Below are 25,096 nucleotides of genomic sequence, written 5' to 3'. Positions count from 1 at the left end.
GGCGCTCACAGGTCCGTCACTTTCGCTTCGCTTTGGGAGGAATACAGGTCGATCACGCGGCAGTCGCTGCACATCTTCAGGCGCTCCAGCGCCTCGCCCTGGAACATGGGGTGGCCCGAGAGCTTGCCCAGCATGGCCTCGATGGCCTTGACCGTGCCAAACGGCTTGCTGCAGCGCACACAGGCCCAGGGCTTGGCTTCGTTGAGCACGCGCAGCTGCGCGCGCTCGGGCGTGAGCAGCAGGCGCGGCTGCAGGGTGATCGCGTCTTCGGGACAGGTGGTGGCGCACAGGCCGCACTGCACGCAGTTCTTCTCGATGAAGCGCAACTGGGGTAGTTGCGGGTTGTCCTGCAGGGCGCTGGCGGGGCACGCGCTCACGCAGCTCAGGCACAGCGTACAGCGGTCCTTGTCCACGTGGATGCTGCCCAGCGGGGAGCCCGCGGCCGGCAGCGCAATGGCATCAGGCCGCACCGTGGCCGGGGCTGACGCGTGTTCGATGAGATGGTCCAGCGCCATCTCCAGCGTGCTGCGCTTTTCCTGCGCCACGGCGAAGCGCGCGGCCACGGCGGGCGTGGCCTGGCGGGTCTGCCCCAGCGCCTGCAGCGCGGCATCGAGCGCCGTGGGATGCACCGCTTTGACCAACTGCAGGTGGCTGCCCGTGTAGCCCAGCCCGCGCAGGATGGCCTGCGCCACATCCATCTGCGCCTGCAGGCCTTCGAGGTACTGCGGGGCTTCTTCATCGGTCACCAGCACCGCGACCTGCGAGGCACCGTAAGCCACGGCGCTCAGCCACAGGTCCACGCCCAGGCTGGCCGTGTGCCACACCGCCACCGGAATCACCCGCGCCGGCACGCCGTGCGCCACCTTGAGTTGCGCCGCGCGGCCCAATTCCTCCACCAGCGCCTGCCCGCGCTCCTGGCTGTGCAGCAGCACCACCGCGTCCTTGCCGCCGGCTGCGGCATAGGTGGACAGCAGCGTCTTGAGCTTCAGACCCTGGTCCGTGGCGCCGGGGTAGGCATAGGTCAGCGCCCCCGTGGGGCACACCGTGGTGCAGGCACCGCAGCCCACGCACAAATGCGGGTTCACCTTGATTTGTTGGCGGCTCTTGTCGCTGGCAATGGCCTCGGCCGAGCAGATGTCCACGCAGGCATTGCAGCCCACGGTTTCATTGCGGCTGTGGGCGCACAGCTTTTGCTTGTAGGCAAAGAACTTGGGTTTCTCGAACTCGCCCACCAGTTCGCGCAGGCGCAGCAGCGTGGCGATGTCGCGGCCGTCCCAGCGGAAGTACCCCTGCGGCAGCGCGTGCTGCACGAAGGTGGGCGTGGCCGTGGCGGCGCGCAGGTCGAGCACCATGTCGAAGCGCTCGGTGTGCGGCGCGGCTTCGCGGGTGAAGTCGATGGCACCCGCCACCTGGCAGACCTTCACACAAGTGCGGTGCGACTGGCAGGCCGACAGGTCGATCTGGTAGTCCAGCCCGATGGCGTTTTCGGGGCACGCGGCCACGCAGGCATTGCAGCGGGTGCACAGGTCCAGGTCGATGGGGTTGTCGGCCGTCCATTGCAGATCGAACGCGCCCAGCCAGCCCGTGAGGCCTGTGATGCGCCCGCCCAGCACGGGAAAGCGCCGCGCCTGCGCGCCGCCCGCAGCGCCCGGGCCCTGGGTGAACACCGTCACCTCCAGCACGTCGGACACCATGGCCGCCGCACGCTCGGCCGCATCCAGCGGCCCGATGATCAGAAGGCGCCCTGCGCTCCTGAACGTGACCGTGGGCACGGGTGCGGGCTCGGGCAACTGCGCGGCGGCCAGCAGCGCCGCGATCTTGGGGGTGGCCTGGCTCGCATCGCGGCTCCAGCCGCCGGTCTCGCGGATGTTGACGAAGCGGAGGGGGGAGATGGCGCCCTCGGTCTGCTGGCCCAGCTCGGCGAACAGGCGCTGCTCCTGCGTGCAGGCCACCACCACGTCCTGGCCGGTCTTGATGGCCTGCTGGAAAGCGCCGGCTTCGCGCCGGCACAGCGTGGAGTGAAGGGTCAGGCCCTGGTCGTCATGCAGTGCCGCGCCCAACGCCTTCGCGTCGAGGGGCATCGTCTGGTTGCAGTCGCAGATGAGCGTCGTGGTCATGGTCGGGTTGGCTGGCTGGCGCGTCGGCTGTCCCGGTGGGGGACAGCGCGGGCGCGCCGGGCTCGCTGGAGGACTCGCTAGGAACAGCGGTGCATACCCCCGACTGTGCCACGCCCGCGGCCTCTTGCGCCTCCGCATCATCCCGATGCTGAGCGGGACCCGGGGGCTTTGCCGCAGCGCCCTCCGCGTCCGGGGAGGGCTTTTCATGGTCGAAGAAGCCCATGGCATGGGCGCTGGCCATTTTGCGCAGCATGCCCTCGGGCAAGGGACCGGGCTGCGTGTAGTCGCCGATGTAGATGTCCAGGCCGTCCATCACGTTGAAGTGCGGGTCGGCGAACAGCTTCTTCATCGCCAGGTTGCGCACCTCGGGCGAGACCGCGCGCTGCACGAAGGGCTTGAAGTCGGACGCGGGCGTGAGCGCTTGGGCATCGGCCAGCGTGGGCGGCGGTGGCGCCGGGTCGACGGGCGGCGGGTTGTCCGCCGCTGGGGGATGGGCGGCCGGCCCCGTCGCCGCTGCCGTGACGGGCAAGCCCTGCGCCGGCACGGGGGGCAGTGCGGCGGCGGGCGGTGGGTCTGCCACCGGCTTGCCCTCGCGCACCTCCTGCTTGCGGCGCGACCAGCGCCCGAGGAATCCGTCAGCCACGGTCTGCCCTTCCCTGCTCCACGACGCCACCACCACCACGCCCGCCGCCGCCGCGCTGTTTCTCGGTGGAAACGGCCGCAGGGTTGCCAAAACGGTCCTGCAGCGGGCGGAAGCTGTCGGGGCGCTTCCTGCGCTTGGGCTCGGGCTGGTAGTGCTCGGCCACGAAGGCGCGCAGCACCTCCAGCACCTCGGGCGGGGCGGGCACCTGCTCCACGGTTTCCTGCGCGTCCAGCCAGCGGCCGGCGTCGTGGTAGCTCAGGCTCACGGCCACGGGGCGCGCCAGCGGGATCTCGCCCGTGCCGGTGTCCTCATCGCGGCGCCACAGCACGAACCAGCACGGGGCCGGCGAGGTGAGGTTGAGGTGGTACCCCTCGGCATCGTCGCGGAACAGCTCCACCACGAAGCCGGGGAACAGCCAGCGCTGCTCGCGCTCGTCGCTGAGCAGGCGGCGCGGCGCGGTGCCGAAGGTGGGCTCGTTGATCACCACCTCGGCCAGCGACCAGCGCCAGGGCTGCCAGCGGTTGTCGATGCGCTCGCAGCGCATGATCACGGCAACGTCGGTGTGGGGGCGTTCGGTCATGGGCGTTGACTGTACTCCGCCCTCAGCCGGCGCTCAGGCAAAACCAGGCGGCTTTGCGGGTTCTCAGTGCGGCGCATTGGCCTGCGCCACCTCCAGCCGCTCGACGGCCACCGCGCAGTACTTGAACTCGGGGATCTTGCCGAACGGGTCCAGCGCCGCGTTGGTCAGCAGGTTGGCCGCCGCCTCCACATACGCAAACGGCATGAACACGGTGCCGCGCGGCGTGCCGTCGTCCCGCCGCACGCGCACCTGCACCATGCCGCGCCGCGAGCGGATGCCCACCAGCGCCCCGGGCGCCACGCCCAGCCGCGCCAGTTCGTCGCCATGCAGCGATGCGGTGGCCATGGGCTCGATGGCGTCGAGCACCGTGCTGCGCCGGGTCATGCTGCCCGTGTGCCAGTGCTCCAGCTGGCGGCCGGTGATGAGCACCAGGGGGTAGTCGGCATCGGGCTTTTCGGCCGCCGGGATCACGCTGGCGGGCACCAGCTGCAGGCGGCCCGTGGGCGTGGGGAATGTTTCGGTGAAGACGATGGGCTGGCCCGGGTCGCCCTCCGTGAGGCAGGGGTAGGTCACGCTGGAGTCGCGCGCGAGGCGGTCCCAGGTGATGCCCTCGATGCTGGCGTGCATGGCCTGGCGCATTTCGTCGTAGACAGCGGCCACGCCGGACTCTTCGCCTTCGTAGTTCCAGCCAAGCCCCATGCGCGCGGCGATCTGCTGGATGATCCACAGGTCCGGCTGCGCTTCGCCGGGCGGGTTCAGGGCGCGGCGGCCCATCTGCACCATGCGGTCGGTGTTGCTGGCGGTGCCGGTCTTTTCGGGCCAGGCGCTGGCGGGCAGCACCACGTCGGCCAGCCAGGCGGTCTCGGTCAAAAAGATGTCCTGCACCACCAGGTGCGACAGGCTGGCCAGCGCGTGGCGCGCGTGGTTCAGGTCGGGGTCGCTCATGGCGGGGTTCTCGCCCATGATGTACATGCCGCGCACCTTGTGCGGGTCGCTGTCGTCGGCCAGGGCCTTGTGCATGATCTCGACCACGGTGTAGCCCGGCGCCTCATCGAGCCGGGCGCCCCAGAAGTCCTCGAACCAGGCATGCGCCTCCGCGTTGTCCACCCGCTGGTAATTGGGGAACATCATGGGGATCAGCCCCGCGTCGCTCGCGCCCTGCACGTTGTTCTGGCCGCGCAGCGGGTGCAGGCCGGAGCCGGGCTTGCCGATCTGGCCGGTGACGGCGCACAGCGCGATCAGACAGCGCGCGTTGTCGGTGCCGTGCACGTGCTGGCTTACGCCCATGCCCCACAGAATCATCGAGGCTTTGCTTTTTGCAAACGCCCGCGCCACCTCGCGCAGCGTCTCGGCCGGGATTCCGCACACCGGGGCCATGGCCTCGGGGCTGCAGCCCATCACGTTGGCCTTCAAGGCCTCGAAGTTGTTGGCGCGGTCGCGGATGAAGGCTTCATCCACCAGGCCTTCGTCGATCACCGTGTGGATCAGCGCGTTGAGCATGGCCACGTCGGTGTCGGCCTTGAACTGCAGTGTGCGCCAGGCATGGCGGCCGATGTCGGTGATGCGCGGATCGGCCAGCACGATCTTCGCGCCACGCTGCGCGGCGTTCTTCATCCAGGTGGCCGCCACGGGGTGGTTGGCCGTGGGGTTGGAGCCGATCACGAAGATCAGCCCGGCATGCTCCACGTCGTTCACCGGGTTGCTCACCGCGCCCGAGCCCACACCTTCGAGCAACGCGGCCACGCTGGAGGCGTGGCACAGCCGCGTGCAGTGGTCCACGTTGTTGCTGCCAAAGCCGGTGCGCACCAGCTTCTGGAACAGGTAGGCCTCTTCGTTGCTGCCCTTGGCCGATCCAAAGCCTGCGAGCGCCTTGGGGCCGTGCGTGTCGCGCAGCGACCTGAGCGTGCCGGCGGCCAGGCCGAGCGCCTCGTCCCAGGTCGCTTCGCGGAAGGTATCGCGCCAGTCGGCGCCGTAGGGCCGCACCTCCTTGGGCACGCCGCTCTTGCGGATCAGCGGCACCGTCAGGCGGTCGGGGTGGTGGGCGTAGTCGAAACCAAAGCGCCCTTTCACACACAGGCGGCCGTGGTTGGCCGGGCCGTCGCGGCCCTCGACGCTGATGATTTTTTCATCGCGCACGTTGTAGGTGATGAGGCAGCCCACGCCGCAGAACGGGCAGACCGAATCGACCTTGCGGTCCACCGCCTGCGGGCCGATGTGCGTCTTGGGACTGAGCGCGCCCGTGGGGCAGGCCTGCACGCATTCGCCGCAGGCCACGCAGGTGCTCTCGGCCATGGGGTCGTCGAGGTCGAAGACGATCTTGCTCTGCGCGCCGCGCAGCGCGTAGCCGATCACATCGTTGACCTGTTCCTCGCGGCAGGCGCGCACGCAGCGGTTGCACTGGATGCAGGCGTCCAGGTTCACCGCCATGGCCGGGTGGCTCAGGTCGGGCGCGGGCTGCTCGCGGCGCAGGGCCTTGAGGGCCGGGCGCACGGCCACGCCCAGGCGGTCGGCCCACTCGCTCAGTTCGCCGTGCTGGCCTACCGTTTCTGAAATATTTGAATCAAATTTGCCGCTAGCGATTGATGGATAAGCGCCACCAGCTATCAATTCAGGAGTATTTGATTGGTCGTCGTTCCAGCGATAGCCCACATCGGGCATGTCCGACAGCAGCATCTCCACCACCATCTGCTGGCTCTTGCGGGCGCGCGGGCTGGCGGCCGACACCTTCATGCCCTCGGTCGGCGCGCGGCAGCAGCTGGGGGCGAGCGTGCGCTCGCCGGCGATCTCGACCACGCAGGCGCGGCAATTGCCATCGGGGCGCAGGCCGTCGGTGTAGCAGAGGTGGGGAATGTCCACGCCATGGCGCTGCGCGGCTTTGAGGATGGTTTCACCGGCGTGGGCGGTGACGGGCTGGCCGTCCAACTCGAAGGCCACGCCAGGCCGCGCCGCCGTGGATGTCAACACGGCGCTCATGGCTGTAGTCCTCCGGGCAGTTGCTCGGCGAGCGGGCTGTTGCGCGGCCTGGGCAGGTCGCCTGGCCAGGGCGCCTCGCCCACCTCGTGGGCAAAATATTTGTGGATGCAGCGGATGGGGTTGGGCGCCGCCTGGCCCAGGCCGCAGATCGATGCATCGCCCATCACCTGGGCCAGGTCGTCGAGCAGTTCTTCATCCCACTGCGGGGCGCGCATCAACACCGCAGCCTTGGCCGTGCCCACGCGGCAGGGCGTGCACTGGCCGCAGCTTTCGTGCTCGAAGAAGCGCATCACGTTCAGCGCCGCATCGCGCGCCCGGTCGTGCTGGCTGAGCACGATGACGGCGGCCGAGCCGATGAAGCAGCCGTGGGGCTGCAGCGTGTCGAAGTCGAGCGGGAGGTTGCTCAGGCTGGCGGGAAGGATGCCGCCCGACGCGCCGCCGGGCAGGTAGGCATACAGCTGGTGGCCGTCGGGCATGCCGCCGCAGTATTCGTCGATGAGTTCCTGCACCGTGATGCCCGCAGGCGCGAGCTTGACGCCGGGATGCTTCACGCGTCCGCTCACGCTGAAACTGCGCAGCCCCTTGCGCCCGTGGCGGCCAAAGCTGGCAAACCATTGCGGCCCGCGCTCGACGATGTCGCGCACCCAGTACAGCGTCTCGAAGTTGTGCTCCAGCGTGGGCCGGCCGAACAGGCCCACCTGCGCGATGTAGGGCGGGCGCATGCGGGGCTCGCCACGTTTGCCTTCGATGCTCTCGATCATGGCCGACTCTTCGCCGCAGATGTAGGCACCCGCGCCGCGCCGCAGCTCGATGTGCGGCAAGGGGCATGGCGGTTCGGCGCGCAGATCCCGCAGCGCCGCCTGCAGCAGCGCGCGGCAGCCGTGGTACTCGTCGCGCAGGTAGATGTAGATGGCTTCGGTGCCCACCACCTGGGCGGCGATGAGCACGCCTTCCAGAAAGCGGTGCGGGTCGCGTTCGAGGTAGGTGCGGTCCTTGAAGGTGCCGGGCTCGCCCTCGTCGATGTTGACGGCCATCAGCCGTGGCGCGGGCTGGTCGCGCACGATGCGCCATTTGCGTCCCGCCGGAAAGCCTGCGCCGCCCAGGCCGCGCAAGCCCGAGTTCTCCATGGCCGAGAGCACTGCCTCGGCATCCATTTCGCCGTTGACCAGCGCGGCGGCCGTCTGGTAGCCGCCGTGCGCGCGGTAGGTGGCGAGGTCGGTGTGGGCGGGACTGACCGGGTCTGGCTGCGCAGGCACGCTGTGTTCGGCCAGCGCGGCAATATCAAAATTGATAGCTGCCAGCGCTTGTGGATGAAGCGCCAGGGCCCGATTTGGCTTCGAAATGATGGTGTCCAGCACGGCATCCACCGTGGCGTGTGGCACCGGGCACTGGTGCACCACGGCCACGGGCGCCTGCTCGCAGCGGCCCACGCAGGGCACGGCCACCACCTGCACATCGCCCTGCCCTGCACCAAGGTTCATCGCGCGCAGGCGCCCGGGCAGCTCGGCCAGCAGTTCATGTGCGCCGGCCAGGCTGCAGCTCAGGCTGTCGCACACCCGCAACACCAGGCGCGGGGCCTGGGCATCCTCGCCGCGCACGATGTCGAAGTGGTGGTAGAAGCTGGCCACTTCATACACCTCGGCCATGGGGCGGTTGAGCTGCTTGGCCAGCGCCACCAGGTGGCGGTCGTGCAGCACGCCAAAGTGGTCGTTCAGCCGGTGCAGGTATTCGATGAGCAGATCGCGCCGAAAACCATCGGCCGGGCGCGGCCCCAGCAGCTGCGCCACCTCGGCCAGCGCGGCATCCTCGGGCTGGCGGCCTTTCAGGCGGCTCTTGCGGCGGATGCGCTCGCGCATGTCGTTGACGGACACGGCGGCCACGGTGGGGGCTTCGGGTGCAGGATTCATGGGTCGGGATCGTGGTCGCGCGCAGCGGTGGTTATGAAGCCGCCTGCATACCGCAGGCTGGCGAGCGCAGTGTCGACGAGGCCCGCGGGGGCGTCAAATTGCTTACGCACATGGGACGATCACAAAAACAAATGAGCCCGGACCGTCCCCTGCGCGGCCGCTACGCCTGCGGCGGCGGCGGGCGGCTGCGATGCAGCGCCGACAGGAAGTAGCGCGCGGCCTGTGGCAGGGGGCGGTCCCTGCGCGTGATGGCGCCGAACTCGCCCATCTTGTGCTTGATGTGGCAGGGCAGGATCTTGAGCAGATGGTGCCGCGCATAGATCGTGGCGATCGACAGCGGAATCACGGCCACCATGGTGGTGTCCGCGATCAGCTGCATGGTGGTCAGGATGGAGGCCGTCTCGATCAGGCCACGGGGCGGCGGCGCGTGGAGCGAGCGGAACTCCTGGTCCAGCACCTCGCGCATGGGGCTGCCGGAGGGCTGCAGTATCCAGGGGTAGTCCAGCAAGCTGGAAAAGGGAACCTGCCTTTTCTTGGACAGCGGGTGCCCCACTCCCACCACCACGGCCAGCGACTCGTTGGCCAGCGGCTGAAAGCCGAACAGGGCCTTGTGCTCCGGCCGCACGCGCCCGATGGCGATGTCGATCAGGCCGTCCTTGAGCAGTTCGACCAGCCTGTCGCTGGTGTCCAGCGTCACCTGGATGGTGGTCAGCGGATAGGTCTTGTTGAAAGCGATGATGGCCTGGTTCAGCAAGGTGGGCAGCGGCGCCATGATGCAGCCCACCGCCAGGCGCCCCGCGCTTCCCAGTTTCAGTTCATCGAGTTCGCGGGCCATGGACTCCATCGAGCCGCGCATGCCCTGGAAGTACCCCAGCACGCGCTCGCCGGCCGGTGTCATCCGCTGCCCCCGCCCCTCGCGTTCGAACAGGCGCTGCCCCAGCGCCGACTCCAGCTCCTGAATCATCTTCGTGGCGGCGGGCTGGCTCATTCCCAGCTCGACCGCCGCCCCCCGCAAGGTGCCATGTTCGGCAAAAGCCAGCATGAGGGCGACCTGCCGCATGCGCAGCCGGTTGAGCAGTTGCGAGACGACAAAAGGACTTGTTTTGTGCATGGAGGAACCGCCTCTGGCTTACGGGAAAACCCAGCGTCAAATCATAACCAGTGATTATTAGTTATGTTCAATTTTTGAATTTACGTTAACTATCCGCCTCCCAATAATCGGCCCACATGCAGCAGGCGACACCACCCAAAACCGAATCCCATCCATGACAAACGCCGCAAAACCGGTCGTGGCCCTGACCCTGGGCGACCCCGCGGGCATCGGTCCTGAGCTCATCGCGAAGCTGCTCAGCCGGCCTGACGTCCACGAGGAGGCCAACGTGGTCGTGGTGGGCGACATCTGGGTGTGGAATGCCGGCCAGCAGACCGCTGGCGTCGCCGTGCCGACACACCCCGTCGCGACGCTGGCCGAAGTGCGCGACCGCCCCCAACAGGACCGGCCTGCCTTTGTGCCGGTGGCGTCCATCGATGCCGGCAAGGTCCGCTGCGGCCACGTGGCGGCGGAATGCGGGGCCTCCGTCCTTCAGGTGCTGAACCTCTGCATGGACGCGGCCCAGGCCGCCCATGTGGACGCCATCTGCTTCGCCCCCCTGAACAAACACGCCATGAAGCTGGGCGGGCTCCGCCACGAGGACGAACTGCACCATTTCGCCGCGTACCTGGGAGTGCAGGGCTACTTCTGCGAGTTCAACACCCTGGGCCGCCTGTGGACATCGCGGGTGTCCTCGCACATTCCCCTCAAGGATGCCGCGCGGGCACTGAGCCAGGAACGCATCGTGGCCGCCGCCAGGCTCATCCACCAGTCGCTGCGGGACAGCGGGTTCCCCGATCCCAGGGTGGCCGTGGCGGCCTTCAATCCGCACGCGGGGGACGGCGGCATGTGCGGACGCGAGGAGATCGACATCATCGCGCCGGCCGTCAGGACGCTCCAGGAAGCCGGAGTGCCGGCGGAAGGCCCCTTCCCCGCGGACACGGTGTTCCTGAAAGCGCGCGACGGCCACTACCAGGCGGTGGTGACCATGTACCACGACCAGGGCCAGATCGCGATCAAGCTGCTGGGATTCAGCCGGGGGGTCACCGTCCAGGGCGGGCTTCCCATCCCCATCACCACGCCCGCCCATGGCACGGCCTTCGACATCGCGGGCAGGGGCGTGGCCGATGTCAATGCCACGCACAACGCATTCCGGATCGCCGCACGCATGGGCTCGAACCAGCTGCGCGCCCGCCAGGGCGACCCGCTGGCCGGTGAATGACAGAAAAAAAGAAATCGCCATGAAAATCAAATCCGTCCGCGCGCGCGTCTACGAATGGAAGGGCAAGACCATCGCGCCCCAGGACAACTTCTGCGCCAACGCCATGGACCTCGTCTACTCCAGGACCGAGACCATGAGCACCTTCCGCTTCCACTCTTGGACCGTGGTGGAGATGGAGACCGATGACGGCATCGTGGGGCTGGGCAACGTGGCGCTGGCGCCGCGCATCGCCAAGGCCATCATCGACGAGTACCTCGCGCCGCTGGTCATCGGACAGGACCCCTGGGACTACGAGTACCTGTGGCAGCGCATGTACCGCGCCACCCATGCCTGGGGCCGCAAGGGCGTGACCATGGCCGCCATCTCGGCTGTGGACCTGGCCATCTGGGACATCCTGGGCAAGAGCGTGAACAAGCCGGTGTTCAAGCTGCTGGGCGGGCGCACCAAGGAAAAGATCCCCTGCTACTACTCCAAGCTCTACCGCACCGACCTGGACGCCATGCAGGCCGAAGCGCAGAAGTTCCTGGACCAGGGCTTCACCGCATTCAAGATGCGCTTCGGCTACGGGCCCGCCCATCTGCAGCAGGGCGTGCAGGAAAACCTCAGGTCCGTCGAGGCCGTGCGCGAGGTCATCGGCTACGACAACGACCTGATGCTCGAGTGCTACATGGGCTGGAGCCTCGAATACGCCAGGCGCATGCTGCCCAAGCTCGAGAAGTTCGAGCCCCGCTGGCTGGAAGAGCCCGTGATCGCCGACGACATCGACGGCTACGCCGAACTCAATGCCATGGGCAGCATCCCCATTTCGGGCGGAGAGCATGAGTTCAGCCTCTACGGCTTCAGGCAGCTGCTGGACAAGAAGGCCGTGAGCGTCGTGCAGTACGACACCAACCGCGTGGGCGGCATCACCGCCGCCCACAAGATCAACGCCCTGTGCGAGGCCCACAGCGTGCCGGTGGTGCCGCATGCGGGGCAGATGCACAACTACCACCTGACCATGAGCACGCTGGCCTCGCCCATGGCCGAATACTTCCCCATCTTCGATGTGGAGGTCGGCAACGAACTGTTCTGGTACCTCTTCGATGGCGAGCCCGTGGCGGAGAACGGTTTCCTGCAGCTCAGGGACGACGCACCGGGCCTGGGCCTCGCGCTCAAGACCGAGTACCTCGACCAGTTCCACATCGTCGGATAAGGGCTGCGGCATGCCTGGACGCTCCACCCCCCGCTACCGTGGCATCTTCCCCGTGGTGCCCACCACCTTCCACGAGGACGGCACGCTCGACCTGGCCAGCCAGAAGCGCTGCCTGGACTTCATGATCGACTCGGGCGTGGACGGCCTGTGCATCCTGGCCAACTTCTCCGAGCAGTTCCTGCTGTCGGACGAAGAACGCGAAACCCTCACCCGCACGGCACTGGAGCATGTGGCGGGTCGCGTGCCCGTCATCGTCACCACCACCCACACCAGCACCGCCGTCTGCGCCGCGCGCAGCCGCCGCGCACAGGACATGGGCGCGGCCATGGTGATGGTGATGCCGCCCTACCACGGCGCCACCTTCCGCTTCAGCGAGGCACGCATCCGGAGCTTCTTCCAGGGCGTGTCCGACGCCGTCGGCATCCCCGTCATGGTCCAGGACGCACCGGCCGCGGGCACGCCGCTGTCTGCGGCCTTCCTGGCCCGGATGGCGCAGGAGATCGAGCAGGTCTGCTACTTCAAGATGGAAACCGCGGGGGCGGCGAGCAAGCTGCGCGAGCTCATCGCGCTGGGCGGCGAGGCCATCGAAGGCCCCTGGGACGGGGAGGAGGCCATCACCCTGCTGGCGGACCTGGAAGCCGGGGCCACCGGATCGATGACGGGCGGCGGGTTCGCGGACGGCATACGCCCCATCATCGAAGCCCACCGCCAGGGCGACAGGGACCAGGCCTTCGCCGAATACCAGCGCTGGCTGCCGCTGATCAACCACGAGAACCGCCAGGCGGGCTTCCTGGCGGCCAAGACGCTGATGAAGGAAGGCCGCGTGATCGCCTGCGACGCACCGCGCGCGCCCTGGCCGCCCATGCACCCGGAGGTGCGCCGCCAGCTGCTGGCCATCGCACGCCCGCTCGATCCGCTGGTGCTGCGCTGGGCGCATTGAAAGCCCTGCCCGCCATGCGCCCTCGCGATCACCTCACCACCCGCAGGCCCCGGGCTGCCGCGTGGGCCAGCGATGACCGCCGCCCCGCCCACCCCACCGCCGCCGCGCCGCGCATCCGCCGCGAGGAAGCCTTTCGCCCCGTGGCCGGCGCGGTCCGCGCCAAAGGGGATGAAGGCACCCAGGGCAGGCCCTTCGTCGCCCTGCCCGCGGACTTTGCCGGGCCCCGCCTCCCGCACGCCGCGCGCTTCCAATGCCACAGCCAGGCCGGGATGGCGACAGCCAACCCGCCCACGGCGGGCACCCACTGCCACCTGCCGTCCGCCACGGCCAAGGCACACCACGCCCAGGGATGATCGTGACCGAATTCCTCGCTCCACCACCCCACATCCTGGATGCGCGCCTGGCCCCTGTCTTCGAGGGCGCGGCGCTGCGGCGGCTGTGCACGGGGGCCGCCTGGAGCGAGGGGCCGGTCTGGCTGCCCCAGGACGATTCGGTGCTGTGGAGCGACATTCCCAACAATCGCATGCTGCGCTGGTCCCCCGCCGACGGCATGAGCGTCTGGCGCGACCAGGTCGATTTCACCAACGGCCACGCGCTCGATGGCGCGGGCAACCTGCTGCATTGCTCCCACGGGCAACGCGCCATCGTGCGCACGCCCCAGGTCGGGGGGCGCCTGCATGCGGACACGCCCGATGAGGTGGTGGTCAGCCACTTCCACGGCAAGCGGCTCAACTCCCCCAACGACGTGGTGGTGCAGAGCAACGGCTGCATCTGGTTCACCGACCCGCCCTACGGCATCCTCGGCGACCGGGAAGGCCACAAGGCGCCCCCCGAGCTGGGCGGCAACTACGTGTTCTGCTACGACCCGTCGGACGGACAGCTGCACAAGGCGTCCGGGTTCCTGCAGGAGCCCAACGGCCTCGCTTTTTCTCCCGACGAAAGCCTGCTGTACGTGAGCGACACCTCGGCCGCGCTGCGCCCGGACGGCACGGGCCACCACCACATCGTGGTCTTCGACGTGCGGGAACACGCGCTGGAGGCCCCCCGCGTGTTCGCCCGGGTCTCGCCGGGCGTGCCGGACGGTTTCCGCGTGGACCACCGCGGCCGGATCTACACCAGCAGCGAAGACAGCGTGCAGGTGCTGCACCCCGACGGAACGCTGCTGGGCAAAATTCCCGTGCCCGAGAAGGTGGGCAACGTGACCTTCGGGGGAACGCGCAGGGACACCCTCTTCATCGCCGCCAGCACCTCGCTGTACAGCATCGTTCTCAACACACGCGGAGCCCCCCGGCCATGACCGACGACGTCCTGCTTCTGGTGGAAAAGTGCAGCCACTGCCTGAGCTACTACGACATCGGCAGCGGTGAACGGCTGGCCAGCATTGCGCTGCCCGACTTCCCGCACGAGTTCGTGATCGACTCGCACCAGGCCTATGCCTACATCGGCCACTATGGCGTGGAAACCTCGGGCCATCCGGGCGCTGGCGGCACACAGATCCTTCAGGTGGACATCGCCCGCAGGAAGCTGGTGCGCTGCATCGACATCGCCCCCTTCAACCGGCTGCACGGCATGCAGATGGACGCACAGGATCGCCTGTACGCGCTCAGCGAAGACCGAGCGCAACTCGTGGTCCTGGACCATCCCGCCACGGACACGGCCCCGCGCAGGGCCGCGAGCACCGGGGGCATCAAGAGCCACCTGTTCGCGCTCACCCGCGACGGACAGACAGCCTATGCGATGAACCTGCTGTCGCACACCGTGACCAGGATCCGGCCCCACGATGCCACGGTGGCTCCCGTGGCCTGCGCTCCCGGCGAGAAACCCGAAGGCTATGCGCTGAGCGGGGACGAGAAGACGCTGTACGTGAGCTGCCGCTTGAGCAACACGCTTTGCGCGATCGACACCGCGACCATGCAGGTCAAGGACCGGGCGCCCTCGCGCGACGATCCCACGCGCCTGTACCTGTACCGGGACGGCCGGCTGGTGGTCACCAACTACGGCGAACGCAGCCTGTCCGTGGTGGACCCCGCCACGCTGCGGGAGCTGGCCCACGTGCCGATGGAGGCGCGGGCCATCGCCCTGAGCTTCCACCCGTCGCGGCCGCTGGCCTTCGTGAGCCAGGACAACGACCTGCTGGGCTGCCTCAACATGGAGACGCTGCAGTTCGAACGCTGGATCGCGACCCAGCGCGAGCCGGATGTCTCGCGCGTGCTGTCCCGCTTTCCTGCACGGGGCGGTGCATGAACGGCCTCATGCAGTGGCTGCTGACGCCCATCAGCGGAGCGGCGCACCACGAGATCGCGCCGTGGGCTTTCTGGCACGCCCGCCTCATGGTTCTGGCCTGGGCCATCCTGCTGCCGCTGGGTGTGCTGGTTGCGCGCTTCTTCAAGATCATGCCCGGCCAGGACTGGCCAGCGGTGCGCGACAACAAGACCTGGTGGCACGCGCACCGCGTGCTGCAGTACGGCGGCATGGCGCTGATGCTGGCAGGCATCGGGCTGGCCTGGGGCAACGCCCGCGGCGTGAGCCAGGCCGCGGCATGGCACGCCATTCTGGGGTGGGGGGTGCTGGGGCTGGGGCTCATGCAGCTGGCATCGGCGTGGGCCAGGGGCAGCAAGGGCGGCCCCACCGACGTGCGGCTGCGCGGAGACCACTACGACATGACCCCGGGGCGCGTGGCCTTTGAATCCGTGCACAAGGCCGGAGGCTATGCCGCCATTCTTCTGTCGATCGCCACGATCGTCCTGGGCCTGGTGGTGGCCGACGCGCCCCGCTGGATGGGGCTGGCGCTCGCGCTGTGGTGGCTGCTGCTGGCGAGCGCATTCGTGGTCCTGCAGCGCCAGGGGCGGTGCATCGACACCTACCAGGCCATCTGGGGCCCCGGCAGCGGCACGGCCGCCAGCCGCAAGCGGCCCGTGGGCTGGGGCATCAGGCGCTACACGGCGGCCCAGTGGCAGCGGAAATTCGGGCAGCGCCACACGCCCGGCCGCACTCCACAACGATAGATGACGGGAGCACCCATGGCAGGACTGGAGCTACGTAACGTGGTCAAGCGTTTCGGCGAGGTGACCGTCGTCCAGCAGATGGACCTGGCGATCCACGAGGGCGAATTCGTCGTGCTGCTGGGCGAATCGGGCTGCGGGAAAAGCACGACGCTGCGGATGATCGCGGGACTGGAGGAGGTGACGCAGGGGCAGATCCTGATCGGCGACAGGGATGTGACCCATGCCGCGCCCATGGACCGCGACATCGCCATGGTGTTCCAGAACTATGCGCTGTACCCCCACATGAACGTGGCGGAGAACATGTCCTTTGCGCTGCGCCTGTCCGGCCGGCCCTACGCCGAGATCTTCGAGAAGGTCAGGTCCGCGGCCCGCATCCTGAGCATCGAACACCTGCTGGAACGCAAGCCCAGGGAGCTGTCTGGCGGCCAGCGCCAGCGCGTGGCCATCGGGCGCGCCATCGTGCGGGAACCCAAGGTTTTCCTGTTCGACGAACCGCTGTCCAACCTGGATGCCAAGCTGCGCGGCCACATGCGGGCGGAACTGGCCATCCTGCACGAGCGCCTGGGAAAGACCACGGTGTATGTGACCCACGACCAGGTCGAGGCGATGACGCTCGCCTCGCGCATCGTGATCTTCGACAAGGGGGAGATCCAGCAGATCGGCACCCCCTCCGACGTCTTCACACGCCCGGCCAGCCTGTTCGTGGCGGGGTTCATCGGCACGCCGACCATGAATTTCTTCCGGGCCCGCTACAGCCAGGAACATGGCCTCAAGCTGCTTCGCGGAGAAGGCTTCGCGTGGATCGCGCCGGACTGGCTGGTGGCACAGGCCCCACGGGCGGACCAGTCGCTCACGCTGGGCCTGCGCCCCCAGGCGCTGCACCCTTCCAACGCGGGCGTGAGCCTGCTCAGCCTGCAGGTGGACGTCGTGGAGTACCTCGGCACCGAAAGCCAGGTGGTGGGACACATGAACACCCCCTCCGGCCAGCGCGTGGCCGCCATGCTGCCGGGCAACGCGCAGGACCGGCTGCGCCAGCGGGTCGACCTGAGCTTCGACCCGCAGGACATGCACGTTTTCGACACCGCCTCGGGGCGCTCCCTGCGCCCCTGACACACCGCGACACCCCCACCCAGGAGACAAGACCATGAAAAGACGCGATTTCGTAACGAAAACCAGTGCCACGGTGTTCGGTGCCAGCCTGCCCTTGAGCGGAATCCGTGCGCAGAGCCGCTATTCCAGGTATGCGGGCCAGACGGTCACCTTCAGCGTGCCGGCCCATCCCCACTACGACGCGATGATGAAGATCCTGCCGGATTTCACCAGGGAAACCGGGATCAAGGTGGAAACCGACCGCCTGGCCATGGGGCGCATGAAGGAAAAGCAGCTGCTGGAGATGGCCAAGCCGCAGGGTGACTACGACCTGGGCTGCTACGTCGTGATGTGGAAGGGCGAGTACGTCGCCAAGAATCTCATCCGGCCGCTCGACCCGTTCCTGCAGAACCTCGCCCTGGCGGACCCCGCCTACGACATCAAGGACATCATTCCGGTCTATCTCGAAAACCTGGGGCTCGTGGGGGGCCCCAAGGGTTACCTGGCGGGGCCGGGCGCCAAGCTCTACGGTCTGCCCTATGGCGCGGAAACCTCGGTGCTGGCCTACCGCAAGGACATCTTTGCCAAGCACGGCCTCAAGGTGCCCGAGAACTATGCGGAGTTCGCGCAGTTGCTGCGCGTGATCAAGGACAAGGAGGGTATCGGCGCGCTGGCGTCCCGGGGCCAGGCGGGCCATCAGGCCGTGCACGCCTGGCTGCTGCACCTGAACCCGCTGGGCGGCAGCGTCTTCGACGATCAATGGCGCGTGCGCTTCAATGACAAGGCGGGCGTGCAGGCGCTCAAGTTCCTGCAGGAAGTGGTGGCCACGGGCCCCGCGGGCATCGCGGGGTATGGCCAGGGGGAAAGCAACACGGCCTTCCTGCAGGGCCAGGCCGCCATGTACCTGGACTCCACCTCCCTCGCCGGGCTGGTGAACGACCCGGCCAAGTCCCGCATCGCCGGCAAGGTCAGCTGGGCCCTGCACCCCATGGGAACGCGCCGCGCCTCCCAGTCCGGCGGGCTGGGCCTGGCCATCGCCAAGAACGCGAAGAACGCCGATGCGGGCTTCCTGCTCATGCAGTGGCTCACCTCCAAGGCCCAGGACAAGGCCGTCACCCGGGCGGGCGGCGCGCCCACCCGCAACTCCACGCTGGCCGACACCGACCTCGTGCGGCAGTACCCGGAGTTCATCACCTTCAAGGATGCGCTCAAGTACTCCAACCCCGACTGGCGGCCCATCATCGCGGTGTGGGACAAGATCAACGTGCAGGCGCTCGGGGTCGGCATCTCCGAGGCCCTGACCGGCAAGAAGACGGCCGAGGCAGCGCTCAATGACCTGGTGGCCCCGGTCATGCAGATCATGCGTGAAGCCGGGTACAAAGTCTGAGGCGCGCCCGCCATGCGCACCCCTTCCTGGGTTCCGCTCCTCTACGTGGGGCCTGCCGCCGCGATCATGGCGGCAGCGTGCCTCTACCCGGTCATCTCGGCCTTCCAGCTGGGGCTCTACGACTGGAGCATGGGCACCCCCTGGAGCGCGGCCCGCTGGGTGGGGCTGGATGCATTCGCCGCGGCGTTCAGCAATCCCCGGGTGTGGTCGTCGCTCTGGACAACCCTGCTGTTCGCCGGCGTCTGCGTCACCGCCGAGATGCTGCTGGGCATCGCGCTGGCACTGGCGCTGGAGCGGCCGGTGCGGGGCACGGCGGTCTTTCGCACCTTGTTCATCCTGCCCATGATGATCGCGCCCATTGCCGTGGGCCTGGCCTGGCGCTACATGTTCGACGCGCAGTTCGGGCTCATCAACGCCGTGCTCGGCCTGCTCAGGATCGCGCCCCTGACCTGGCTGGCGGATCCCACGCTCGCGTTCGCCGCCATCGTGATCGCGGACGTCTGGCAGTGGACGCCCTTCGTCTTCATCATGATGGTGGCCGCCCTGGCGAACGTGGACAGCGCGGTCATCGAGGCCTCGCGGATCGACGGGGCGAACTGGTGGCAGATGACCACCCTCGTCAAGCTGCCCATGATCGCGCACGTGATCGCCATCACGCTGATGATGCGGCTGGTGGATGCCTTCCGGGTTCTCGAAGTGATCTACGTGCTGACATTCGGCGGCCCGGGCGACTCCACCGAAATCCTCGCGCTGCACATCTACAAGACGGCCTTCGTGGGCCAGCAGTTGGGCGTGGCCGCCGCCATCTCCGTGCTGCTGCTCGTGGTGGTGGCCGTGCTGTCATGGATCGCCCTGCGCATCTCGAACCCTCTGGACAACGAGAAGTAACCGGGAACGCGAGATGCCCATGAAACGCTCTCCCCTGCTCGCCACCGCGCACTACGCCATGCTGGTCGGCCTGGCCGTGCTGTGCATCGCCCCCATCGCGGTCATCTTCGCCACCAGCCTGCGCCAGCAGGTGGACATCTTCGCCGAGCCGCTGAACTTCATCTTCACCCCCACACTGGAGAACTACCGGGCCGTCCTGCAGGAAGACAAGTTCGACCGGTATCTATACAACAGCCTTTTTGTCGGGCTCATTTCCACGGCCGCCACCCTGGTGCTGGGCTGCATGGCGGCCTACGGCCTCGCGCGGTTCCGCTTCCCCGGCCGGCGCGCGCTGGCCTACACCACCTTGCTGCTGCGCACCGTGCCGCTGGCCGTCATGGCCATACCGGTCTTCCTGATCTGGAACGAATGGCACCTGGTCAACAGCCTGTGGGGCCTGATCCTGCTGTACGTGGCGGTCAACCTGCCATTCACGATCTGGCTGCTCTATGGCTTCGTGCTGCAGGTCCCCGTGGAGCTGGAAGAGGCAGCCGCTATCGACGGCTGCGGCCCCCTGCGCGTGTTCACCAAGGTGCTGCTTCCGCTCATGGCGCCCGGGCTCGCCGCGGCCTCGATCTTCACCTTCCGCATCGCCTGGAACGAGTTCATCCTGGCGCTGGTGCTCACCGATCGCCACTCGCGCACCCTGCCCGTGGCGGCCTCGCTTTTCGTCACCGACATGGGGGTGGACTGGGGGCGGGTCATGGCCATGGGCAGCCTCATCGCCATTCCCCCGCTGATCTTCACCTTCGTGGCGGCACGCCAGATCATCACCGGGCTCACGGCAGGCGCCGTCAAGGGCTAGGGACGCACCCTGGCCTGCATTCCCCCGCTTACCGCCCCACCCCATGAGATTCGTCCAGACATTGCGCATTTCGCAGAAGCTGCTCCTCTTCGCGCTCCTGCTGGTGGCGTGCTTCTTCCTCGGGGCCTGGCAGGTCGCGCGCTGCCTGCTGGCGATCTCGCATTTCGGCGCGGCGCTGCCAGACGCCGATCCCGTCGTGGAAAGCGCAGCCGCCGCGCTGCGGATACTGGCCCTGACCAGCGCCGTGGTGGCGGGGGGCTGCCTGGCCCTGGCATGGTGGATTGGCCGCGCGCTGCGCACGCGCGTCGCCGTCGCCCGCAAATTCACGGACGATGTGCGCATCGGCAACCTGACGAGCCTGATTCACGACGCGCAGCGCGACGAGTTCTCGCCCTTGATGGCAGCCATGCGCGAAATGCAGGAATCCCTGACCAGGGTCGTCACCAAGGTCAGGGCGGGCGCGCAGGAGGTGGCCCTGGCCAGCGACGAGATATCCCAGGCGAACACCGATCTGTCCGCACGGACGGAACGCCAGGCGCTGTCGCTGAAGGACACCACGGACGCGGTGGAGGCGTTCGCCAGCAGCGCCCTGCTGGTGGGGCAGAAGGCGGATGCGGGCAACGCCATCGCGCAGCAGACCGCCATGGCGGGAGACCACGGCAACCGTGCCTTCGCGTCCGTGCAGCAGACCATGGAGGAAATTGCGTCGGACTCCGCGCGGGCCTTCGACATCATCGCGCTCATTGACGGGATCGCGTTCCAGACCAACATCCTCGCCCTGAACGCGGCCGTCGAGGCGGCACGCGCCGGCGAGCAGGGCCGGGGCTTTGCCGTGGTCGCCAGCGAGGTGCGCGCGCTGGCGCAGCGCAGCGCCAGCGCGGCCAAGGACATCAAGGCGCTGCTGACCCGCGGCAACGCCCGCATCGAAACCGGCGCGACCCTGGTGCAGACGGCCGCCCAGCAGCTGGGCGGCATGACCGAGGCCATACAGCGGGTGACGCAGATCATGGCGGAGATCGCCCATTCCAGCCAGATGCAGCGCGAGAGCGTGGGCAAGGTCATCGAGTCCGTGGAGCTGATTGACCAGGCCACGCAACAGAACGCGGCCCTGGTGGAGCAGACCGCCTCCGCCTCGCAGCAACTGCGGGCGCAGGCCGCGCGCCTCGTCGGGTCGGTGAACGTGTTCACGCTCAACGGGAGCCCGTCCGAAGCCGAAGAGCAGGTGCGAAGGGCCGTGGACCTGATCCGCGACATCGGCGCCGAGAAGGCCTACCGCGAATTCACGCACGGCACCTCGTTCAAGGACCGGGACCTGTACATCACGGTCTACGACTTCAACGGCCGCAATCTCGCGCACGGAGCCAATCCCGCCAACGTCGGAAAGGTCCTCATCGACATGCGCGACGCGAATGGCGTGGCGATCGTCAGGAACTCGCGCGACCTGGCCACGCAAAGGGGCTCTGGATGGTCCGCGCCGTACCACATCCTGAATCCGGTCACCCAGAAGATCATGGTCAAGAAGGCGTTTGTCCAGCGTGTGGGAGAGACCTTCGTCTCGTCCGGAATCTACGCCGTGGACCTGGATTGATCGACGCTCCCCCCGAGACAGGAAAAAACCCATGCAACGCAGACTGCTCGTCCAATCGCTGTGCGCCGCCACCATCCCCGCCTTCTTCCCGGGGGCATCGCGCGCCCGGAACAGGTATGCCCCCTACCGGGGCCAGAAGCTCAGGATCAGCATCCCCAGGCACCACCACTACGACGCCGCCACGAAACTGTTCCCCACGTTCACCAGCGAAACCGGCATTCAGGTCGAGTTTGAACAGCTCCCCATCGCGGAGATGAAAAAGAGGCAGCTGGAGGAGATGGCCAAGCCGCAGTGCGACTTCGACCTCGTGTCGTATGTGGTGATGTGGAAAGGCGAGTACGTCAAGAAGCGCCTCATCCGGGATATCGAGCCCTACCTGAACAACCGGCAGCTCACCCCCGAGGACTTCGACCTGCCCGACATCATCGCGGGATTCCGGGAGAACATCGGCCTGGTCGGGGGATGGAAAGGCTACCTGGCCGGCGGGGCCGCCAAGCTCTACGGGCTGCCCTATGGAGCCGAGACCTCGGTGCTGGCCTACCGGCACGACATCTTCGAGAAGTTCAACCTGAAGCCGCCCGAGTCGTACTTCCAGCTGGAACAGCTGCTGCCGCTCCTGCGGGAAAAGACCGCCATGGGGTCGCTGGCCTCGCGCGGCAAGGAAGGCCACCAGTGCGTGCATGCCTGGCTGTTGCACCTGAACCCGCTCAATGGCGGCGTGTTCGAGAACAACTGGCAGCCCCGCCTGCATGATTCGGCCGGAGTCCGCGCCGCCAACCTGCTCAAGAAGATCATCGACACCGGCCCTCCCAACGCGCTGGCGGCGGGCCAGACGGAGATGCTCAATGCGTTCCTGCAAGGGCAGGCCTCCATGTACCTGGACTCGACCCTCATCTTCGGTGCGGTCCGCGACGAGAAGATCTCGAAGATCAATGGCAAGGTAAGTTATGTGCGCCATCCCCGCGGCGCGCGCTATGCGTCCCAGACCGGAGGCCTGGGACTGGCCATCCCCGCCCAGTCGAAGAACCCGGACAGCGCATTCCTGCTGATGCAATGGCTCACCGCCAAGCAGCAGGACAAGTCGGTTTGCCACCTGGGCGGCGTGCCCCACCGGCTGTCCACCCTGGCCGACCCCGACCTGGGGAGGAAATACCCCGAGTTCCAGATGCTCCTGCGCAGCATCGGGGATGCCAACCCCAACTGGCGGCCCATCATTCCGGAGTGGGACACCATCAATACCGACATACTGGGCAAGAGCATCCACGAGGTGATTTCAGGCAAGCAGCCCGCAGAGACGGCGCTGGCGCAGGCCGCGAAGGCGGTGGCCGACCTGATGCGCCGCGAAGGGTACCTCACCACCCCGCCACCGGTCCGCTAGTTCCGCTGGTCCGGCTTGCGGCGCCCCTGCTTCGCCGTCATGAGTTTCACGCTGCTCAAGCTGGCGAAGCGCCGGCTTTCATCACCTGGCATCCCGTGTGGCGGCCGGGGCAGCCACGGTGCAGGCCGTCCCGAGCGCCGCACGGGCTCAGCCGGCAAGGCCCTAGAGTCCTGCGGCTACGCCGCCAGCAATCCGCTGTGCGCGGCGGCGTGGCGCAGCCAGTCGGCATCCTGCGCCAAGGCCAGCGCGGCATCGAGCGCGCGGGTGGGCTGCACCTGGCGGTGCGACATGAAGCCGATGGGCGTGGTGAGCACGGGCGCCAGGAGGGGCAGCGCCTCTAGCCCGTCATGGCCCCGCACCGCATCCACCAGCGCGCCCGGCAGCACGCTGCACAGGTTGCCGGCCACCACGCTCAAGGCCAGCGTGAGAACCGAATCGGTTTCCATGGCGGGCCGCACCGTGGCCCCCGCGCTGCGGAAGGCGCCATTCACCAGGCTGCGGTTGTGCATCTCGGGGGTGAGCAGGCACAGCGGCAGGCGCGCCGCCTCGGCCCAGCCAACGGGCCCGCCCATCTGCAGGCCGTGCCCTTTCGGGCTGCTGGCCCGCCGCAGCAGGAAATAGTGCTCCACGTACTGCGGCCAGGCCCGCAGTTGGCCGCCGCGCGCGGGCATGCGCTCGGTGTAGCCCAGCGCGAGGTCCAGGGAAATACTTTCCAGCCCCGCCTCCAGCGCCTGCGAGCTCATGGACAGCGCGACGGGCGCGATGCCGGGGTGCCGCGCCTGCAGCTGCGCCGCAAACCGCGCCAGGATGGGCATGGCCGTGGGCACGGCGCCCAGGCGCAAGGTGCCGCGCGGATGGGCGGCATCGCTCAACAGGTCCTGCTGCAGCACCTGGTGTTCATGCAGCATGCGCTGGGCCGAGGCCAGCACACGCTCCCCCTCGGGCGTGAAGCCCTCGAAGCTGCGGCCCCGGCGCACCACCACCACCCCAAACTCTTTTTCCAGCGCCCGCAGCGCGTTCGACAGCGCGGGTTGCGTGATGTGGCAGGCCTGCGCCGCCCGGCCGAAGTGCCGGTGCTCGTGCAGCGCCACGAGGTAGCGCAGGGACGCGAGCAGGTTCATGGCGCAGTGCGGCAGCCCACGGAGATCAGGTGTTCTTGCTGATCGAGATGGTGGGGAACTTGTTGGAGAAGTCCTTGGCCTGCTGGGCGATTTTCACCGCCACGTCGCGCGCCACCTTCTTGTAGATCTTGGCCACGTCCCCGTCGGGGTCGGCCACCACGGTGGGCTTGCCGCTGTCGGCCTGCAGGCGGATGCTCATGTCGAGCGGCAGCGCGCCCAGGTAGTCCATGTGGTAGTCGGCCGCCATTTTCTTGCCGCCGTCGGCGCCAAAGATGTGCTCCACATGGCCGCAGTTGCTGCACACGTGGGCGGCCATGTTCTCGACGATGCCCAGGATGGGCACGCCCACCTTCTCGAACATCTTGATGCCCTTCTTGGCGTCCAGCAGCGCGATGTCCTGCGGCGTGGTGACGATCACGGCGCCGGTCATGGGCACGCGCTGGCTCAGCGTGAGCTGGATGTCGCCGGTACCGGGCGGCATGTCGATGATGAGGTAGTCGAGGTCTTTCCAGTTGGTCTGGCGCAGCAGCTGCTCCAGCGCCTGGGTGGCCATGGGGCCGCGCCAGATCATGGCTTCGTCCTGGTCCACCAGGAAGCCGATGGACATGACCTGCACGCCATAGTTCTCCAGCGGCTCCATGGTCTTGCCATCGTCGCTTTCGGGGCGGCGGTTGATGCCCAGCATCATGGGTTGGCTGGGGCCGTAGATGTCGGCGTCGAGCACGCCCACGCTGGCGCCCTCGGCAGCCAGCGCCAGGGCCAGGTTGGCGGCCGTGGTGCTCTTGCCCACGCCGCCCTTGCCCGAGGCCACGGCGATGATGTTCTTGACCTGGGGCAACAGCTGCACGCCGCGCTGCACGGCGTGCGCGATGACCTTGGTGGTGATGTTGACCGACACGTTCTCCACTCCGGCAATCCCCTTGGCGGCCGCCACGAGGCTGCGGCGCAGCTCGGGCACCAGGCTCTTGGCGGGGTAGCCCAGTTCCACGTCGAAGGCCACGTCGCCGCCGGTGATCTGCACGTTGCGCAGGGCCCGGGTGCTGACGAAATCCTTGCCGGTGTGGGGGTCCAGCACGCTGGAAAGTGCGGCCAAGAGGCCCTGTTCGGTGACTGCCATTCAATAATCTCCAGA

General features: G+C 68.0%; 21 protein-coding genes and 1 pseudogene. 14 read left to right on the top strand and 8 right to left on the bottom strand.

The window, feature by feature from the left end; translation table 11 throughout:
- Positions 1-5 precede the first annotated feature (5 nt).
- The 6 genes from AC07OC_RS18880 to AC07OC_RS18855 all read right to left on the bottom strand — a co-directional run bounded on the left by AC07OC_RS18880 (position 6) and on the right by AC07OC_RS18855 (position 9,331).
- Complete coding sequence (locus AC07OC_RS18880; RefSeq protein WP_494601937.1) at positions 6-2,081, bottom strand: 4Fe-4S binding protein; 2,076 nt, start codon at positions 2,079-2,081, stop codon at positions 6-8.
- Complete coding sequence (locus AC07OC_RS18875; protein WP_494601917.1) at positions 2,041-2,760, bottom strand: DUF3306 domain-containing protein; 720 nt, start codon at positions 2,758-2,760, stop codon at positions 2,041-2,043. Before AC07OC_RS18875 ends, AC07OC_RS18880 begins: the two co-directional genes overlap by 41 nt.
- The gene (locus AC07OC_RS18870; RefSeq protein ID WP_218339528.1) at positions 2,753-3,340 is read right to left on the bottom strand and encodes a DUF3305 domain-containing protein; all 588 of its coding nucleotides are present in this window, start codon (positions 3,338-3,340) and stop codon (positions 2,753-2,755) included. The genes AC07OC_RS18875 and AC07OC_RS18870 overlap by 8 nt, the downstream gene beginning before the upstream one ends.
- Positions 3,341-3,403: 63 nt before the next feature.
- Positions 3,404-6,313: a formate dehydrogenase subunit alpha gene (gene fdhF, locus AC07OC_RS18865; RefSeq protein ID WP_494601915.1), complete on the bottom strand. Its 2,910-nt coding sequence runs from the start codon at positions 6,311-6,313 to the stop codon at positions 3,404-3,406.
- Entirely contained in the window at positions 6,310-8,220 is a 1,911-nt protein-coding gene (locus tag AC07OC_RS18860; RefSeq protein ID WP_494601913.1) for an NADH-ubiquinone oxidoreductase-F iron-sulfur binding region domain-containing protein, read from the bottom strand. Before AC07OC_RS18860 ends, fdhF begins: the two co-directional genes overlap by 4 nt.
- 160 nt (positions 8,221-8,380) lie before the next feature.
- Positions 8,381-9,331 (bottom strand): LysR family transcriptional regulator, encoded by a 951-nt coding sequence (locus AC07OC_RS18855; protein WP_218295868.1) that lies wholly within the window; start codon positions 9,329-9,331, stop codon positions 8,381-8,383.
- A gap of 154 nt (positions 9,332-9,485) precedes the next feature.
- Here AC07OC_RS18855 and AC07OC_RS18850 point away from each other — a divergent pair, with 154 nt between their 5' ends.
- From AC07OC_RS18850 to AC07OC_RS18785, 14 genes and pseudogenes are all read left to right on the top strand, one after another.
- The gene (locus AC07OC_RS18850) at positions 9,486-10,532 is read left to right on the top strand and encodes a 4-hydroxythreonine-4-phosphate dehydrogenase PdxA (RefSeq protein ID WP_369643157.1); all 1,047 of its coding nucleotides are present in this window, start codon (positions 9,486-9,488) and stop codon (positions 10,530-10,532) included.
- Positions 10,533-10,551: 19 nt separating this feature from the next.
- On the top strand, positions 10,552-11,724 hold the full coding sequence (locus AC07OC_RS18845; RefSeq protein WP_218295869.1) for an L-rhamnonate dehydratase: 1,173 nt from the start codon (positions 10,552-10,554) through the stop codon (positions 11,722-11,724).
- 10 nt (positions 11,725-11,734) lie between these two features.
- The gene (locus tag AC07OC_RS18840; protein ID WP_218339532.1) at positions 11,735-12,664 is read left to right on the top strand and encodes a dihydrodipicolinate synthase family protein; all 930 of its coding nucleotides are present in this window, start codon (positions 11,735-11,737) and stop codon (positions 12,662-12,664) included.
- A 14-nt stretch (positions 12,665-12,678) separates the two neighbouring features.
- The gene (locus AC07OC_RS18835) at positions 12,679-13,017 is read left to right on the top strand and encodes a hypothetical protein (RefSeq protein ID WP_218295871.1); all 339 of its coding nucleotides are present in this window, start codon (positions 12,679-12,681) and stop codon (positions 13,015-13,017) included.
- A complete protein-coding gene (locus tag AC07OC_RS18830; RefSeq protein WP_218339534.1) occupies positions 13,014-13,961 on the top strand; it encodes an SMP-30/gluconolactonase/LRE family protein in 948 nt (315 codons plus the stop codon). The genes AC07OC_RS18835 and AC07OC_RS18830 overlap by 4 nt, the downstream gene beginning before the upstream one ends.
- Entirely contained in the window at positions 13,958-14,908 is a 951-nt protein-coding gene (locus tag AC07OC_RS18825) for a YncE family protein (protein ID WP_218339535.1), read from the top strand. The genes AC07OC_RS18830 and AC07OC_RS18825 overlap by 4 nt, the downstream gene beginning before the upstream one ends.
- Positions 14,905-15,669, top strand: a complete 765-nt coding sequence (locus tag AC07OC_RS18820; RefSeq protein ID WP_218295874.1) for a cytochrome b561 domain-containing protein — start codon at positions 14,905-14,907, stop codon at positions 15,667-15,669. The genes AC07OC_RS18825 and AC07OC_RS18820 overlap by 4 nt, the downstream gene beginning before the upstream one ends.
- A 15-nt stretch (positions 15,670-15,684) precedes the next feature.
- Positions 15,685-16,779 (top strand): ABC transporter ATP-binding protein, encoded by a 1,095-nt coding sequence (locus tag AC07OC_RS18815; protein ID WP_218295875.1) that lies wholly within the window; start codon positions 15,685-15,687, stop codon positions 16,777-16,779.
- 34 nt (positions 16,780-16,813) lie between these two features.
- A complete protein-coding gene (locus AC07OC_RS18810; RefSeq protein WP_218339536.1) occupies positions 16,814-18,145 on the top strand; it encodes an ABC transporter substrate-binding protein in 1,332 nt (443 codons plus the stop codon).
- Between the two features lie 12 nt (positions 18,146-18,157).
- Positions 18,158-19,033, top strand: coding sequence for a carbohydrate ABC transporter permease (locus tag AC07OC_RS18805; RefSeq protein WP_218339537.1), 876 nt, complete (start codon positions 18,158-18,160; stop codon positions 19,031-19,033).
- A 19-nt stretch (positions 19,034-19,052) separates the two neighbouring features.
- On the top strand, positions 19,053-19,877 hold the full coding sequence (locus AC07OC_RS18800) for a carbohydrate ABC transporter permease (RefSeq protein ID WP_218295878.1): 825 nt from the start codon (positions 19,053-19,055) through the stop codon (positions 19,875-19,877).
- 43 nt (positions 19,878-19,920) lie between these two features.
- Positions 19,921-20,907 (top strand): annotated as a pseudogene (locus AC07OC_RS18795) (methyl-accepting chemotaxis protein); the annotation flags it as partial.
- Complete coding sequence (locus AC07OC_RS18790; protein ID WP_492244513.1) at positions 20,884-21,465, top strand: cache domain-containing protein; 582 nt, start codon at positions 20,884-20,886, stop codon at positions 21,463-21,465. The pseudogene AC07OC_RS18795 and the gene AC07OC_RS18790, both read left to right, overlap by 24 nt.
- A 31-nt stretch (positions 21,466-21,496) precedes the next feature.
- The gene (locus AC07OC_RS18785; protein ID WP_218339539.1) at positions 21,497-22,843 is read left to right on the top strand and encodes an ABC transporter substrate-binding protein; all 1,347 of its coding nucleotides are present in this window, start codon (positions 21,497-21,499) and stop codon (positions 22,841-22,843) included.
- Between the two features lie 176 nt (positions 22,844-23,019).
- Here AC07OC_RS18785 and AC07OC_RS18780 read toward each other — a convergent pair whose 3' ends face one another.
- On the bottom strand, positions 23,020-23,964 hold the full coding sequence (locus AC07OC_RS18780) for a LysR substrate-binding domain-containing protein (protein ID WP_494601909.1): 945 nt from the start codon (positions 23,962-23,964) through the stop codon (positions 23,020-23,022).
- Positions 23,965-23,989: 25 nt separating this feature from the next.
- Complete coding sequence (apbC, locus tag AC07OC_RS18775; RefSeq protein ID WP_218339541.1) at positions 23,990-25,081, bottom strand: iron-sulfur cluster carrier protein ApbC; 1,092 nt, start codon at positions 25,079-25,081, stop codon at positions 23,990-23,992.
- Between the last annotated feature and the right edge of the window lie 15 nt (positions 25,082-25,096).

It is taken from the genome of Acidovorax sp. GW821-FHT10E04, assembly GCF_059415185.1.
Note: the sequence above shows the minus strand (reverse complement) of the source record. Positions and strands in the feature narration are given on the sequence as shown.

What these genes read in the sequence shown, in the direction of transcription:
- AC07OC_RS18880 (WP_494601937.1), bottom strand. Translation starts at nt 2,081, where the DNA reads ATGCCCCTCGACGCGAAGGCGTTGGGCGCGGCACTGCATGACGACCAG.
- AC07OC_RS18870 (WP_218339528.1), bottom strand. Translation starts at nt 3,340, where the DNA reads ATGACCGAACGCCCCCACACCGACGTTGCCGTGATCATGCGCTGCGAG.
- fdhF (WP_494601915.1), bottom strand. Translation starts at nt 6,313, where the DNA reads ATGAGCGCCGTGTTGACATCCACGGCGGCGCGGCCTGGCGTGGCCTTC.
- AC07OC_RS18860 (WP_494601913.1), bottom strand. Translation starts at nt 8,220, where the DNA reads ATGAATCCTGCACCCGAAGCCCCCACCGTGGCCGCCGTGTCCGTCAAC.
- AC07OC_RS18855 (WP_218295868.1), bottom strand. Translation starts at nt 9,331, where the DNA reads ATGCACAAAACAAGTCCTTTTGTCGTCTCGCAACTGCTCAACCGGCTG.
- AC07OC_RS18850 (WP_369643157.1), top strand. Translation starts at nt 9,486, where the DNA reads ATGACAAACGCCGCAAAACCGGTCGTGGCCCTGACCCTGGGCGACCCC.
- AC07OC_RS18845 (WP_218295869.1), top strand. Translation starts at nt 10,552, where the DNA reads ATGAAAATCAAATCCGTCCGCGCGCGCGTCTACGAATGGAAGGGCAAG.
- AC07OC_RS18840 (WP_218339532.1), top strand. Translation starts at nt 11,735, where the DNA reads ATGCCTGGACGCTCCACCCCCCGCTACCGTGGCATCTTCCCCGTGGTG.
- AC07OC_RS18835 (WP_218295871.1), top strand. Translation starts at nt 12,679, where the DNA reads ATGCGCCCTCGCGATCACCTCACCACCCGCAGGCCCCGGGCTGCCGCG.
- AC07OC_RS18830 (WP_218339534.1), top strand. Translation starts at nt 13,014, where the DNA reads ATGATCGTGACCGAATTCCTCGCTCCACCACCCCACATCCTGGATGCG.
- AC07OC_RS18825 (WP_218339535.1), top strand. Translation starts at nt 13,958, where the DNA reads ATGACCGACGACGTCCTGCTTCTGGTGGAAAAGTGCAGCCACTGCCTG.
- AC07OC_RS18820 (WP_218295874.1), top strand. Translation starts at nt 14,905, where the DNA reads ATGAACGGCCTCATGCAGTGGCTGCTGACGCCCATCAGCGGAGCGGCG.
- AC07OC_RS18815 (WP_218295875.1), top strand. Translation starts at nt 15,685, where the DNA reads ATGGCAGGACTGGAGCTACGTAACGTGGTCAAGCGTTTCGGCGAGGTG.
- AC07OC_RS18810 (WP_218339536.1), top strand. Translation starts at nt 16,814, where the DNA reads ATGAAAAGACGCGATTTCGTAACGAAAACCAGTGCCACGGTGTTCGGT.
- AC07OC_RS18805 (WP_218339537.1), top strand. Translation starts at nt 18,158, where the DNA reads ATGCGCACCCCTTCCTGGGTTCCGCTCCTCTACGTGGGGCCTGCCGCC.
- AC07OC_RS18800 (WP_218295878.1), top strand. Translation starts at nt 19,053, where the DNA reads ATGAAACGCTCTCCCCTGCTCGCCACCGCGCACTACGCCATGCTGGTC.
- AC07OC_RS18790 (WP_492244513.1), top strand. Translation starts at nt 20,884, where the DNA reads ATGGCGGAGATCGCCCATTCCAGCCAGATGCAGCGCGAGAGCGTGGGC.
- AC07OC_RS18785 (WP_218339539.1), top strand. Translation starts at nt 21,497, where the DNA reads ATGCAACGCAGACTGCTCGTCCAATCGCTGTGCGCCGCCACCATCCCC.
- AC07OC_RS18780 (WP_494601909.1), bottom strand. Translation starts at nt 23,964, where the DNA reads ATGAACCTGCTCGCGTCCCTGCGCTACCTCGTGGCGCTGCACGAGCAC.
- apbC (WP_218339541.1), bottom strand. Translation starts at nt 25,081, where the DNA reads ATGGCAGTCACCGAACAGGGCCTCTTGGCCGCACTTTCCAGCGTGCTG.